The following is a 14,369-nucleotide window of genomic DNA, read 5'->3' as shown; positions in this document are numbered from 1 at the left end:
TGAAGAACAGCATTACTTTTTTCCTTTCAGCAACTCCCGCGCTTTTGCAGGCAGGCTTGCCACAATGAGGTTGTAGGAATCATTGATCCATTCATTCAATAGCCCATTGTTAACACTACCATCGACAACGATGGTATTCCAGTGTTTTTTGTTCATATGGTAACCGGGTTGCACACAGTCGTACCGCTCACGCAGCTCAATGGCTTTTTCGGGATCGCATTTAACGTTAAACTGGAATGAATCGGAATCTAAAGAGCAGATCAAAAATATTTTACCGCCCACTTTATACACCAGGGTATCGGGCCCAAAAGGGAAGGTCTCTTCAACCGCCGGTTTCGATAAGCAATAGTCGCGTAATGATTCAATATCCATACAACTCAACTTTATTGTTTGATCTCGATACTATCTGCATCTAACAATTCTTCACCCGTCATTCGCAAATATACCTGGGCTGCGGTTATCACATCTTTCTGGCAATAACAAACAATGCGTTCCAGGTCCCTGTCCTTCCAATATACTTCCCAAACCATACTGCCATCGATATCATCTTTTGGCGTAGGGATACCCAGGGTAGTGGCCAGCAGGTTCAATGAAGTAAAGTTTTTATAATCACCAAAACGCCAGAGTTCCATGGTATCGAGGTGGGTTATTTCCCAGGGTTTTTTACCCCGGGTATTAAGTATGCCAGGCAATGGAATATTATGGATGATCATTCGACGACAGAGAAAAGGAAAGTCGAACTCTTTTCCGTTATGAGCGCACAGGCATTTGTTGGCATCGGTTGCCCAGCGCTTCAACATGTCGGCAAACTGTAACAACACTTCTCTTTCATCATCGCCACAAAATGATTTTAACACAAGCTTTTTGGAAGGATGATATCCCTGAATTATTCCGCAGGTAATACATACCACTTTACCAAACTCAGCATATATACCAGCCCGGTTATAAATGGTTGCGGTGGTCTCTTCTTCCTTATTGCGAATTAAATAAGCCGCTTTCAGGTCCCAGAGGGCCTTCCATTCCGGCGACATTTTTTCGTAGCTATCGTGTTGCGGTACAGTTTCAATATCAAGAAATAGAATATTGTTGAGTGTGACCATACCTAAAGGTACTTATCTCCCTTATTTCTTTTTATTTCGGCAACGTATTCTTTAATATCCTGTTCTTTTTCTCTTTTGCAAATGAGCAGCACATCGTTGGTATCAACTACAATATAGTCTTCCATACCCTGTAATACAACGAGTTTGTCATTGGGGGTTTGTATCATGCACCGATGTGTGTCGAATACGATAACATTGCCGCCGCCGGAAGCATTGTGCATGTAATCTTTTTCCAGATTTTCCCAGGCACTGTTCCAGCTACCGAGGTCGCTCCAGCCAAAAGAAGAGGGGATCACGTACACATTATCGGCTTTTTCCATGATACCGAAATCGATGGAGATATTTGTACAAAGGGGATAAATTCGTTGTAATGCCGGCCATTCTTCGGTGGTATTGAAATGCGATTTTTCGGCTTCAAACACATCGTACATCTCGGGCAGGTATTTCTCAAATGCGGAGATCACGTTTTTAACCTGCCAAACAAATATCCCGGCGTTCCATAAAAATTCACCGGTAGCTATAAACATTTTGGCCTGTTCCAGGTTAGGCTTTTCAGTAAATGTTTTTACTTTATACACATTATCGCTTACCGTTTGTTGTTCATATTGTATATAACCATAACCGGTATTGGGGTAAGAGGGTTTTATCCCAAGCGTTATCAGCGCATTGTGTTCGCGAACAAAACCGAGCGCTTCCAAACACACTTTATTAAACGCAACCGGGTCCAGGATCAGGTGATCGGAAGGGGCAATGATCAGAGAAGCCTGGGGATCGAGCTGATACAGTTTGTAGGAGATGTAGGCAATACAGGGGGCCGTATTCTTACGTGAAGGCTCGCCCAGAATATTTTGCAATGGCAGTTGCGGCAATTGCTTTTTTACGATGTTTATATATTCGTTGGAGGTAACTACAAATATATTCTCAGCAGGGATAAATGCCGCAAACCGGTCGTAAGTAGCCTGTATAAGCGTCTTACCGGTATTTAAAATATCCAGGAATTGTTTGGGGTAATTAGTACGACTTGCAGGCCAGAACCGACTGCCAATTCCACCGGCCATAATTGCTACGTAAGTTTGTTTGTTCATTTTTTGTAAAGTTGTCCTACGGCTAAGCCAAAAATATTAATTGAGTTTATCATTAATGTGTAACTCCCTTCTAAACGAAAGATTGACAACATTATTAATAAAGTTACAATCTTGTTGAATTATAAACTTCACTAAATAAGCCCTTCCCTGATCAGATCGTGCAAGTGTATGAAACCAAGGTAAGTACCATCGCCCGAAACAACCACCAACTGGTTGATATCGAACTTTCGCAAACGATCAAGTGCTTCAACCGCCAGTGCATCGGCTGTAATGGTTTTCGGGTTCAGGGTCATGATCTCTTTTGCAATCACACTATCTAAAGGAATATTCTTTTCAAGCATCCGGCGCAGGTCACCATCGGTAATAATACCCAGCAATTGATTGTTTCCATCGGTAACAGCCGTTGTTCCCAGCCGTTTTTTTGAGATCTCAACAATCACTTCTTTTAAGGAAGACGTATCAGATACCCTGGGCTTTTCATTATTTATATACAGGTCAGTTACACGCAGGTATAACTTTTTACCCAACGTACCTCCGGGGTGGAACCGGGCAAAGTCTTCAGAAGTAAATCCTCGCAACTCCATCAGGCTTACCGCAATGGCATCACCCATCACCAGTTGGGCCGTAGTACTGGATGTAGGCGCCAGGTTGTTTGGGCAAGCCTCCTGTGACACAGTGGTGTTTAAAATGATGTTCGATTGCCTGGCCAGAAAGGAACTGGTATTGCCAACCATTCCAATTAAGGTATTGCCAAAGTTTTTAACCAACGGCACCAATACCTTTATTTCTGGGCTTTCGCCGCTTTTACTGATGATCATCACCACATCCTCCTGCTGGATCATGCCCAGATCGCCATGAATGGCATCGGCAGCATGTAAAAAGATCGCAGGGGAGCCGGTGGAATTTAAGGTAGCTACCAGCTTCTGGGCAATCAATGCACTCTTTCCAATACCACTTATAACCAGGCGGCCCTTTGTTTCATAAACAGCTTTTACAGCACGTTCAAAATCATCGTTCACCATGGCTTGTAACGATGCAATAGCCTCAGCTTCCAACCCTATGGTTCGAAGCGCAACAGATTTAATATCAATGGCAGACAAAGTTGACATATTAAGGCGCAAACTACTTGAAAATGTTAATTACAAAAAGTTTTATACCTGTCTTGTGGGTAACCAGGTGTTTTCAGAACAATACAGCAATAACAACCCTTCTCCTATTAAGTTAAAGAGTTTAACAGTATTCTGGCTATAGTATTGTATAAAACAATGTTTACTGCCTAAAAATCACTTAAGTAGGTTTTTAAATATGATTTATTGGGGATTAAAAGATTGGCATAACAACAAAAATGAATTAAATTCGCATCCCTTTACAAGATGCCTGTTACATCTTTATCCTAATGGCCTGATTTAAACCCATTCAAACTGAACTGACGATTTGCTAACTAAAGGGCAACTTTTATCATTTATTGTCGTTATAACACCCGGCAATAAACAGGCACGTAAATAAATATTGTCTGAAACAATCTGTGCGAAGGAAACAATTTGAGCAATGTCAACCACATCAAAAAAAACGCCGTCAAAAACGGCAAAACTTCAGAAAGACACTACAGTAGCAAAGAAAACAGCGTCAAACTCTTCTACTACTATTTCCAGCGCTTCTTTACATCAAGCACTCCAGGAACAATTTGGATTCGACTCATTTAAGGGCAACCAGGAAGCCATTATAAAAACTTTATTAGCAGGGAAAGATACGTTTGTAATTAAGCCAACCGGTGGTGGAAAAAGCTTGTGTTATCAGTTGCCGGCAATTATAAGCGAAGGCGTTGCTATAATCATTAGCCCGCTGATTGCGCTGATGAAAAACCAGGTTGACCTGGTTCGTAGTTATAGCAGCAAAGATGATGTAGCGCATTTTCTTAACTCCACTTTAACAAAGAAGGAAATACGCGAAGTGCATGATGACCTGCTTAGCGGTCGCACCAAAATGTTGTATGTAGCGCCTGAAACGCTGACCAAACAAGAAAACCTGGAATTCTTCTCTGATCTGAAACTTTCTTTTTTTGCAGTAGATGAAGCACACTGTATCTCTGAATGGGGACATGATTTCCGTCCTGAGTACAGAAGGCTGCGTGAAATGATGACGCAGATCAATCCCGACATTCCGGTTATTGCATTAACTGCCACTGCTACACCTAAAGTACAAAGCGATATTATAAAGAACCTGGGTTTGAAAGAACCAGACATCTTTATATCTTCTTTCAACCGCCCCAACCTGTATTACGAAATACAGCCCAAGATCAAGAAAGATCAAACGATCAAAAATATTGTGCGTTTCATTGTATCAATGAAAGGCAAGAGCGGTATCATTTATACTTTAAATCGTAAAACAACCGAAGAGCTGGCCGATATGCTGATGGCCAATGGCATTAAAGCCGTTGCCTACCATGCGGGTCTCGACAGCAAGCTGCGTGCAGAACGCCAGGACCTTTTCTTAAATGAAGATGTTCAGGTGATCGTTGCCACTATTGCCTTTGGTATGGGTATCGACAAACCGGATATCCGTTTTGTAATACACTACAATATTCCCAAGAGTATTGAAAACTACTACCAGGAAACAGGCCGTGCCGGTCGTGATGGACTGGAAGGAAAATGTATTCTGTATTATTCGCATAAAGATGTATCAAAGCTGGAGCATTTGATGCGTGACAAACCGCTGAGTGAACGTGAAGTGGGTGCTCAATTGATCAGTGAAACAGTAGCTTATTCTGAAAGTGGTGTATGCCGCCGTAAGATCCTGATGAGCTACTTTGGAGAAGAGTATACTGAGAAGAATTGCGGACAATGCGATAACTGTTTACATCCAAAAGAGCAGGTTGAAGCAAAAGATAATGTAGTGAAGGTGTTGAAAGCCATCAAAGCATTGGATGAACGCTTTGCATCTGACTACACAGTAAACATTATTATTGGGCGGTTAACCCCCAATATAACCATGTACCGCCACGAAGGTCTTGCCGAGTTCGGTATTGGTAACGATCATCCAGATCATTACTGGAACTCGCTGATAAGACAAATGTTGCTGGAAGGTTTGTTAAGCAAGGATATTGAAGATTATGGCGTATTGAAGATCACCAAGAATGGGGAAGCTTTCGCGAAAAAGCCAAAATCATTCAAGATCGTTCTGAACAACCTGTACGAAGAAGCCAATGCCGATGATGATGAAGGAGCAGAAGCTGCTACCGGCGCAGCAGCTGATGAAAAGCTGTTTGAAATGCTGAAGGAGCTTCGTCAGAAAGAAGCCAAGAGAAAATCACTGCCCCCGTTTGTGATCTTCCTTGAAACTTCATTGCAGGATATGGCTACCCTTTACCCCACTACCCTGGAAGAGCTGGAAAAATGCTCAGGCGTAAGTAAGGGTAAGGCCATCCGTTATGGCAAGCCATTTATTGAACTGGTAGCTCGTTATGTTGAAGAAAACAATATTGTTCGCCCCGATGATTTTGTAATGAAAAGCGTGGTGAACAAGAGTGGTAATAAAGTTTACATCATTCAACAGACAGATAAAAAGATACCCCTTGAGGTAATTGCCAAGAACAAAGGCTGGCGTATGGATGAAATGCTGGAAGAAATGGAAACCATTGCTGCCAGTGGCACCAAACTTAACCTCGATTACGCCATTGCCGAAATGCTGGATGATAATGAACAGGAAGAGATTATAGAATATTTTAAAGGGTGCGAAACATCTTCACTGCAGGTGGCCCTGGATGAATTGTCTGAATTTAACTTCAACTGGGAACAGCTAAAGATCATGCGTATCAAGTTCCTGGCGCTTTACGGCATGTAACTACTATACATAAATTACTCAACATGGAATGTATGCCCCGCTCGTCGGTGGCATACATTTTTTATTATATGCCAATCATGATTTGACCGGCATTCATCGAACAATAGAGACCTTTAATCGAAATAAGAGGCATATTTAGTTCCGGGTTAATACTTTAGATTTCATAATCCCGTTTAAGAGTAAGTAATAACTCCTAAACGCTAAAATTAAGATCCTAATGAAAACCATTGTATTGATGGGCGTTTCATGCCTTATTCTGGCAGGGGTATATGGCTTAATGAATAAGGAGAGCGAAGTCAGCAAGCTCTTATCTTTTAACCAGGCCAATGGCGCGGCATCGCCCATTGATAATGGCGATAAGGATAGAACAAACAACGGATTAACCACTGAGAATTCTGATAATAAAACAGCTGCTTCAAAAACCCTGGATGACAGTCATTGGATCGATGACCCGCTTTTTGAAAAAGCGGCCGGTCCTGAGCTGATCACAGATAAAGAAGTAGACGTTCCCACCATACCATCAGATCCGGAAACCATTAAACAGGGGGCTCCCCATCAGGAGACAACCACTTCACCCAAACCTGAAATAAAACAACTTATACTGGAATTGGATGCCGATACTGTTGGCCAAAAGAAGATTCCGGTAGAAGCGATCTAATAGCGACAATTTGATAGCATTTATATAAAGAAACTGCAATAAGGGCATGAATAATGAATAAGCCAATGAGCACCCCGAGCCGGGTGCTTTTTTATTAAAATTATTTGTAGATAATTATAATTCTTTTGAAACATTTTGCTTGTTTATTCAGAATAACTCCTATTTTTGCTGCCCGATTTAGCACGGTAGGTGAGAAATCGGGAAACTTGGCGGACAAAGCCAGATGGTGCGGTAGCTCAGTCGGTAGAGCAAAGGACTGAAAATCCTTGTGTCGGCGGTTCGATCCCGCCCCACACCACGAAAGGCCTCTGATACATATCAGAGGCCTTTTTATTTTATATCGCTCAGAGGCATTCATAGTGCGGTATCCGCCGCGGCGGAAAAGGACTGAGAATCCTTGTGTCGTCCCGATTTTAATCGGGGCCCACACCACAAATTTGTGCAACGTTTACTCTCAAAAACTAATCAACTCTTTTACAACCTTTATTATGAAAGCTTCCTTTATATTTATTCTTAGCCTGTCTCTACTCTTAAGTCTTTCCTGCAAGAAAGATCATCCCGGGAATGAAACTCCTGACGAACCAGAAATTGAAACTGGTTATTCGAAGCTTAAAAAGATCACAAGTACCAGTAGTTACAGGGGCAATGTAGGCTCCATTTCCTATGAAATAACTTCCGATTCCATTAACAATAAGATAATGATCAAATCCGCTTCAGCTGCTGATTCTGTATCCCGCACTTATAGTTATAATAGTAATAATCAATTGGTATTGTATGAAGTAAAAAGAAGTTCTAAAGATGTAGGAGTTTACTTAAGCCGGATGGAATTAAATCGCAATACCGAGGGTCAACTAACAAAGGTTTTATCTGAGTATACTGATGGGGGAAAAAGCGAAGGGGTTTGTCAATATGAAAAAAACCGGGACACCACCTTCATTACCTTCATTGATACAGCCAATAAAAGTAAATACTGGCAATATGAAAGATATACCGTCGGTTTGGTAAAAAATAGAATTGTTTCAACCATAGATTATGATAACTCTTTCAATGGCGTTGTTACCACTATTAAACAACATTTTACTTATGACGGCTCCAATAATCTTATCCAAATAACAAGTCAATATAACGACAACCCGACAGGAACTCAAACTTATGTAAGGGGAAATCAATCTGCTAAGGAATTACAAAAATTCTTTAATCGCCTGGGTGGTGATATTATGTGGTTCAAAAGATACAGCGACTACAGGTTTATGAATTTCCTGACTACAATAGCTGACGATTATTTTTTAATGGGAAATGTAGTGGAACAGGCAGGAAATTATATATATACTAATGAATTTGACAGCGTGGGCAATTTGAAGAAAATTTCTTTCAACGAATACTATAGGACAACCTATGAATTTGAATATTGGCCATAAAACAACCAGTAAAGGATTAAAATCTTTGTTGTGTCAATCGCACCTCCAACAGAAAGCCTCTGATGTACGTCAGAGGCTTTTTAATATCCTTTAATTCAGAGATAAAGCATACTCCCCCCTCCTACATCAACTCTTCAAACCCATACCTGGCCATGCTCCAAAAGGCATCCAGCGCAATGAGGCGCATTTTCAGGAACGAGATCATTGCCGGCCAATCTTCTTTGCGGTGAATATTTACTCCTGTTAATTCCTTTCTTACAGCACTAACCGTTTTTCCCCATTTATCAGTTACCTGCTGCTGCCATTGCCAGACCTCACCTCCCAATTCATTTTCTAACATGCCTTTTAATGCTGATAGTTTTTCGTAATGGCCGGAACGCAATACGTCATCTTTATGTGACAATACAACGGCTATACTCACCTGTTTATGATCTGCCTCCATTTTAAACTGAACACCGGGGATACCGGTTTTATAGTTCAACCAACCAACCGCCGTTCCTTCCGTGGACAATACCGGCTGCATATATTTGCCGAATGTTGTCCAAAATGCCTGCTTCTGACGCGAAACCTCCTCTTTTGTGTACATGGCATAAAGCTATGTCAAAGAACTAATGTACCGTACTGATAGCTCAAAGGTAAAGGAGGGTAATTTCTCCCCGGAAATTTCAATTTGGGGGTGACGATTTGGGGAAAAAGGTGTGATGGATGCCTGGATACCCGGATCCTTCTCTTTGGGTCCCCGGCGCCCAAAGAGGCCCCATTGCGAAGGAAGTGAGGTGTCATTCTGATACCAACTCCGTTTCAATGGTTGAACGCCAGCCAACTTTAGCCCATTCACGATAAACCAGTAAAAGCAGGCAAACTTAATTTGGAATCCGGTATGAAGAGGTCTAACTTAGTTTTAACCTGAGCTCTCCGTATTGCCACACTCACCCATCCATGCGCGTTTAGCTACGTAAAAAACCAATTGCATATCAACAACATCGTTAAACAGTAACAGATACGTTTACATTCAAGAAAAACCTGTTTATCCTATACAGTACTTACGTTGATTGACTCCTCAACCCACCGCATTCGTATCCATTCGGCCCGCACTCTATTTATTTAACTTCTACTTATTTATTCATCATAAAAATGAAGGATTATGTCATTCAACTTATTTGATTCCGTAAAAGGACTTCTGGGCAATGATGTCATTGACAATGCCAGTAATGTTTTAGGGGAGAATGAAAGTAATGTGCAGAAAGCAATGTCGGGAGCAATCCCTGCAGTGCTAACCGGCATTATGGACAAAGCAGGATCTGGAGACGCAGGAAACCTTTTAAGGATGGCAAAGGACACGTTTAACAGTGGCATGCTTTCCAATTTAGGCCGTATTTTCACCGATAATAGCTTACTTACAAGGGGGGCAGATATGCTGAAGTCAATCTTTGGCGAACGACTGAACAGTGTCACCAACACACTTGCCAGTTTTGCGGGCATCAGGCCTAATTCGGCAACAACCTTATTGAGTGCAGCAGCTCCCGCTGCCCTGGGCGTTATAGGCAGACAAGCCAATACAAACAATATGAATACGGCAGATTTCCTGACGTTTCTTAACAATCAAAAAGAGTCCATTCTCAGTGCCGTTCCTTCGGGCCTGCCGCTTGCCGGAGCATTGGGATTGAGCGGCCTGGGAAGTATCGGAAACAGGTTAAATAGTGCATTATCGGGCGTTGGCAGCTCTGTTAAAAATACTGCAGCCAGTTTGCAAAACACCAGGAAAAGAACTAACTGGTTTGTACCCGCCATATTGGCCATCGCCCTTATTGCGCTTATCTGGATGTTTAGCAATAAAAAAACAAACCGGACTGAAAACATGCCAAGTATTAATATGGGTCCCGATTCAGCAATTGCTTCCATTCCTCCGCCACCTGAAACTCGCCCCGACATTCCGGCATCAATAAAAGTTCAATTACCAAATGGTACAGAGATCAATGCTTATAAAGGTGGCATAGAAGATCGACTGGTTAAATTCTTAAACGACCCTTCACAAAAGGTTGATAAGACTACCTGGTTTGACTTTGACAATGTGAATTTTGAAACCGGCAGCGCCAATATAATGCCCGAAAGTATGACGCAATTACAAAACGTTGCTGCTATCATGAAAGCATTTCCTCATGCAGCAATAAAGATCGGTGGATATACCGATAAAACGGGGAATGAAAATGCCAATATGAAACTATCACAAGCAAGGGCAGAAGCCGTATCATCGGCCTTGAAAAATGAAGGAGTACCAGCCTCTCAACTGACCGGGGCCGAAGGCTATGGTTCACAATTTGCAAGGGTTGCAGCTACTGCACCTGATGAAGAAAGAAAAAAAGACAGAAGGATGGCAGTGAATGTGCGGCATAAATAATTAGTTAGTAATGGGCACTACCATTGGCAACATAGTTTGTTTAAAGAATAATTTACCTGTATGAGAAAAAAAAGTCGTCTTGCAGTTATGCATTTGCTTATCATCATTATTTCTCTTTCCATTTCCTCCTGCGGTCCAAAGGATAGCAATATTCAGGAAGCAGTAAATACCACTATCAGCAACAATCCAGCTACACCTGGTATAACCGCCAGTGTGCAGGATGGCGTTGTTACACTTTCGGGTGAATGTAAAGATGAAGCCAGTAAATCGGCAATTGAATCAGAAGTAGCTAAAGTAAAAGGGGTAAAGAAGGTAGTTAATAATTGTACAGTAACTCCGCCGCCAGCTCAGGCTGCACCCGTAACCATTAACCCCGATGAGACGTTGACCAATAGCGTAAACGATGCTATAAAGGATTATCCGGGTGTAAGCGCGACTGTTAAAGATGGCGTTATTACACTTACGGGAAATATCAAGCGCCCAGACCTTCAAAAACTGATGATGAGCCTGCATACACTTAAACCTAAAAAGATCGATAATAAGCTTACCATTAAGTAAAAGGAGGAACTATTTATGGCATTACAAGATAAATACCAGGAATTGCTGAGTACGGCAAAAACAGTTGGTGTTGCCAACTTACAGGTCCGCGAACAGGACAATGTTCTTTATATTGACGGAGAGGCCCCTACCGGTGCGGCAAAAGATAGCTTATGGAATGTTTATGGAAAATTGGATCCCGATTTTCGATCGGCTGATGTAGTGATGAATATAAATGTTACTTCAATGGCCCCAGGGGCCAAAGCAAAAGTAACAACCGAACAGTCGAACCTGAATATCAGAAAGGGGCCAGGCACCGATCAGCCGATCGTAGGAAAAGCCGCACACCATGAAATTGTTACGTTGGTTAGTAAAACAAATGATCAATGGTGGCTTATCAGAACGGATAAGGGCGAGGAAGGGTATGCTTCCGCACAATATTTATCACCACAGGGTTGAAGATTTCATATTTAGTTATAGCAAGAGGCTCGACCTTAGAAAGAAAAATGACAAATAGCTTAGAAAAACAATGCTGTCCGACGAATATCTTCTCACCTGAAAATCTTTCAAATAAAAAAGCCTTCAAATCAAACGACTTGAAGGCTTTTTTAATTTAAGTGGGGTGTGAGGGATTGCCTTCGGCGATCCCAGAGGGGGAGCGTCAAAACAAAACAAGTGCCGGCGCTAACGCGCCTGTCATTTTTCATTTGTCCGCATTGCCGAGCAAGCTCGGTATGCTTCCAAATGAAAAATGCCCCTTCGGGGCACTTGTTTTGTCTTGCGGGGCGTGAGGGATTCGAACCCCCTGCGTTTCTAATGTACCAGATTTACAGTCTGGTGTAACTCCTCCATCGTTACCGACGCCCCGGAAGTTATTCTTTCTAAAGTATCTACCCACCTTCTTCGCCCACTGACGGATACGGCGGGCGAAACTCGCCTTTGCCAAGACTTCGGCGAGCAAACCCGCCTTCGCCAAGGCTACGGCGGGCAATGGCGGAGAGCAAAGGAATCGAACCTTCATCCCGTGATTAAACGAGAAACATCTTAGCAGGATGTCACAGCAAACCAGTATCTGACTACTCTCCAGTTTATTTTCATATCAGGCGGACTTCGTCCGCCGAAGCTCGCCGTATTATGTGTGAAGCTTGTCTTCGCTAAAGTTCAACATAATAAGGATGAAACTCGCCTTCGCTAAGGCTACGGCGAGCGAACCCGCCTTCGCCAAGGCTACGGCGGGCAATGGCGGAAGGTACAGGACTCGAACCTGTAAACGCTGTTACACGTACGGCAGTTTTCAAGACTGCTGCATTACCAATTATGCTAACCTTCCAAAATAAAATGAGAGCAGGATGGGAATTAAACCCATATTGAATTGGTTTTGCAGACCAATCTCCATATCAGTATTGAGTACCTGCTCTTATGTAACCGCACCGGGATTCGAACCCGGACTGGACAGGGTTTAAGGCTGTTGTCTCCTTCCTGTTGGACTATGCGGTTATACATGACGGTGGCCCCTGTGAGATTCGAACTCACACTGTACTGTTCCTAAGACAGCAGCCTCTCCCGTTGGGCTAAGGGGCCAAAAACAAAAAACCCTCCAAGTGCTTGACCTGAAGGGTTTTAATGCATTTATAAAGTTTTATTTTAGCTCTCGACTTTATTCGCTTGCATATAACTGCCCTTCAGCTCGTTGCTATAACAACTGAGCGATAAAGACAGTAAATATGAATTAGTGCGAATCATGCTACAAAGCTAATGAAAGATTCTAAATAACAAAACAAGAATGGCAAATTATTTCTTATTGAATGCGCACCAACTGAAAATGCGTATGTACATCACCTACATAATCCCATTGCTTTATCAATGCGCCATTGCTTTGACTGGCCCCGGCCACATACATACAAAGCCCACTATGCCGGGCAATGATCTTATAATAACTACCACCCACAGGAATAAGCGCAAACTCATCATTATAAATACTGTCAGCCCCATAATTGTATTGTTTTACCAGCCCACCTACTGCCGTTGAAACACCCTGCACGTTCATTCCTAATCCACTATGTACATTGATGAACTTATAATAACCGGAAGTTCCAATTTGTGTCAGGTTCCATTCATCGTTAGGCAAGTTACCGGTACCAGAAGTATAATCCCATTGTACAATATCAGCACCTGCAGCAGTTGAAGCATTATACACGGTTAATACTTTTCCGCTGTGGCGGGCCACGATCTTGTACCTGCCATCAGGCACCTGTGCAGTAGGAGCTGGTCCAAACAACGGCTTGGTAAACTGGCTGCTCACATCTGTTTCATAACCGGTATTATTCCAGGGTGAAAATGTTTTTACCGTTACATCGTCATTGGTTACTGAAAATTTCATGACGCGTAAACGACCTGCTCCGCCTGTGGTAGCACGTCCCTGATAATCGCTAATGTAGGTCCGAATGGTTTGACCATTGTATGTATCTTCCCTGTATGCTTCGCCTTTTTGCAAATCAGGCAACGCAGCGTCGCCTGTAACATGCCCGCCGAGTATCATGAATACATTTCCACAACCTTTGAGCCTGTTCCAAATACGATACCCTTGCGTTCCCCATGCGCCAGTGGGTGCCTGCGCGGCATAATGCGTTACAATGATCGCCTTCCGCGAAGCATAAGTTGTACACAGGTTATACGCCCAGTCATTTAATAAGGTGCTTTGCTCGTTCAGGTGATCGTACTCCAGGTAAATAACTATAAAGTCAACCCCGCCAGCCGAGAAGAGATCATAATGGCTGTTGTTATTATTGCTGGCTGAACCGGCCAGGTTGCCGCCATAATAAGGCTTTGCAGTAAAGTGGTTCCGGCCAAAGTACTGATTGTATTTGGTGGTGGTAGCCGTAAGAATGGAGGAATTCACCGGCGTTTGTTCATGGTTGCCTACCCCCAATCCATAAGGTATGCCATCAGGCTCCAGCCGATAATACCCATTGGTTGCGGCTTCCGTCCATTCGCTGGCATAAGCAGGATCATCGCCATGTTCTACAATGTCTCCCACTCCTATTACATACGCAATGTTCATGGCTGTTCTATTGGCTTTGATCCAATCAATTTGCGCAGTGAACATGGGATAGGTAGCACCAAAATAACCCGACATATAATTCTGGGTATCCGGCATAACTATTATGGTGAAATCACCGGCAGCAAGGGCTTCCGTTTTGGCTTTTGATCCAGTAACGTCTGTTCCTTTTTCAGGCAGCGATTGGGTACTGCAGGAAAGGCCGAAACATAAGCCGGCTGTTATACCCAGTTTGTTAACTTTTTTCATAGTAAGCGTTTGGTTTTTGTATTTGA

12 protein-coding genes and 6 tRNA genes are annotated in these 14,369 nt (G+C 42.7%); 7 read left to right on the top strand and 11 right to left on the bottom strand.

Features of this window, described 5'->3' with window-relative positions:
- Positions 1-12: 12 nt before the first annotated feature.
- The 4 genes from J7I42_RS05990 to J7I42_RS05975 all read right to left on the bottom strand — a co-directional run bounded on the left by J7I42_RS05990 (position 13) and on the right by J7I42_RS05975 (position 3,294).
- On the bottom strand, positions 13-372 hold the full coding sequence (locus J7I42_RS05990) for an MmcQ/YjbR family DNA-binding protein (RefSeq protein ID WP_209137859.1): 360 nt from the start codon (positions 370-372) through the stop codon (positions 13-15).
- A gap of 11 nt (positions 373-383) precedes the next feature.
- Positions 384-1,100 (bottom strand): 3'-5' exonuclease, encoded by a 717-nt coding sequence (locus J7I42_RS05985; RefSeq protein ID WP_209137858.1) that lies wholly within the window; start codon positions 1,098-1,100, stop codon positions 384-386.
- 2 nt (positions 1,101-1,102) lie between these two features.
- A complete protein-coding gene (locus J7I42_RS05980; protein WP_209137857.1) occupies positions 1,103-2,185 on the bottom strand; it encodes a mannose-1-phosphate guanylyltransferase in 1,083 nt (360 codons plus the stop codon).
- A 131-nt stretch (positions 2,186-2,316) separates the two neighbouring features.
- Positions 2,317-3,294, bottom strand: a complete 978-nt coding sequence (locus J7I42_RS05975) for a KpsF/GutQ family sugar-phosphate isomerase (RefSeq protein WP_209137856.1) — start codon at positions 3,292-3,294, stop codon at positions 2,317-2,319.
- 439 nt (positions 3,295-3,733) lie between these two features.
- On the opposite strand from J7I42_RS05975, the gene recQ reads away from it, so the two are divergent.
- From recQ to J7I42_RS05955, 4 genes are all read left to right on the top strand, one after another.
- Complete coding sequence (gene recQ, locus J7I42_RS05970; protein WP_209137855.1) at positions 3,734-6,025, top strand: DNA helicase RecQ; 2,292 nt, start codon at positions 3,734-3,736, stop codon at positions 6,023-6,025.
- 217 nt (positions 6,026-6,242) lie between these two features.
- Complete coding sequence (locus J7I42_RS05965; RefSeq protein WP_209137854.1) at positions 6,243-6,683, top strand: hypothetical protein; 441 nt, start codon at positions 6,243-6,245, stop codon at positions 6,681-6,683.
- Positions 6,684-6,908: 225 nt separating this feature from the next.
- Positions 6,909-6,981: transfer RNA gene (locus tag J7I42_RS05960), tRNA-Phe, on the top strand.
- Between the two features lie 190 nt (positions 6,982-7,171).
- Positions 7,172-8,101 carry a hypothetical protein gene (locus J7I42_RS05955; RefSeq protein ID WP_209137853.1) on the top strand — a complete coding sequence of 310 codons (930 nt, stop codon included), beginning with the start codon at positions 7,172-7,174 and terminating at the stop codon, positions 8,099-8,101.
- 121 nt (positions 8,102-8,222) lie between these two features.
- On the opposite strand, the gene J7I42_RS05950 is transcribed toward J7I42_RS05955, so the two are convergent.
- Positions 8,223-8,687 (bottom strand): DUF4268 domain-containing protein, encoded by a 465-nt coding sequence (locus J7I42_RS05950; RefSeq protein WP_209137852.1) that lies wholly within the window; start codon positions 8,685-8,687, stop codon positions 8,223-8,225.
- Between the two features lie 558 nt (positions 8,688-9,245).
- Between J7I42_RS05950 and J7I42_RS05945 the strand changes: the two genes are divergently transcribed.
- From J7I42_RS05945 to J7I42_RS05935, 3 genes are read left to right on the top strand one after another with little or no spacing between them, the layout of a single operon-like run.
- Positions 9,246-10,499: an OmpA family protein gene (locus tag J7I42_RS05945; protein WP_209137851.1), complete on the top strand. Its 1,254-nt coding sequence runs from the start codon at positions 9,246-9,248 to the stop codon at positions 10,497-10,499.
- A 60-nt stretch (positions 10,500-10,559) separates the two neighbouring features.
- Positions 10,560-11,057, top strand: a complete 498-nt coding sequence (locus tag J7I42_RS05940) for a BON domain-containing protein (protein ID WP_209137850.1) — start codon at positions 10,560-10,562, stop codon at positions 11,055-11,057.
- A gap of 15 nt (positions 11,058-11,072) precedes the next feature.
- The gene (locus tag J7I42_RS05935) at positions 11,073-11,495 is read left to right on the top strand and encodes an SH3 domain-containing protein (protein ID WP_209137849.1); all 423 of its coding nucleotides are present in this window, start codon (positions 11,073-11,075) and stop codon (positions 11,493-11,495) included.
- Between the two features lie 322 nt (positions 11,496-11,817).
- Here J7I42_RS05935 and J7I42_RS05930 read toward each other — a convergent pair.
- The 6 genes from J7I42_RS05930 to J7I42_RS05905 form a co-directional block, all read right to left on the bottom strand.
- A tRNA-Tyr gene (locus J7I42_RS05930) sits at positions 11,818-11,903 on the bottom strand.
- A gap of 124 nt (positions 11,904-12,027) precedes the next feature.
- A tRNA-Ser gene (locus tag J7I42_RS05925) sits at positions 12,028-12,121 on the bottom strand.
- A 155-nt stretch (positions 12,122-12,276) separates the two neighbouring features.
- Positions 12,277-12,366, bottom strand: a tRNA-Ser gene (locus J7I42_RS05920).
- A 92-nt stretch (positions 12,367-12,458) separates the two neighbouring features.
- Positions 12,459-12,533, bottom strand: a tRNA-Leu gene (locus J7I42_RS05915).
- 11 nt (positions 12,534-12,544) lie between these two features.
- Positions 12,545-12,617, bottom strand: a tRNA-Leu gene (locus J7I42_RS05910).
- Between the two features lie 217 nt (positions 12,618-12,834).
- A complete protein-coding gene (locus J7I42_RS05905; protein WP_209137848.1) occupies positions 12,835-14,343 on the bottom strand; it encodes an RICIN domain-containing protein in 1,509 nt (502 codons plus the stop codon).
- Positions 14,344-14,369: the final 26 nt, after the last annotated feature.

The organism is Niastella soli, from assembly GCF_017742245.1.
GTDB classification, from domain to species: domain Bacteria; phylum Bacteroidota; class Bacteroidia; order Chitinophagales; family Chitinophagaceae; genus Niastella; species Niastella soli.
Note: the sequence above shows the minus strand (reverse complement) of the source record. Positions and strands in the feature narration are given on the sequence as shown.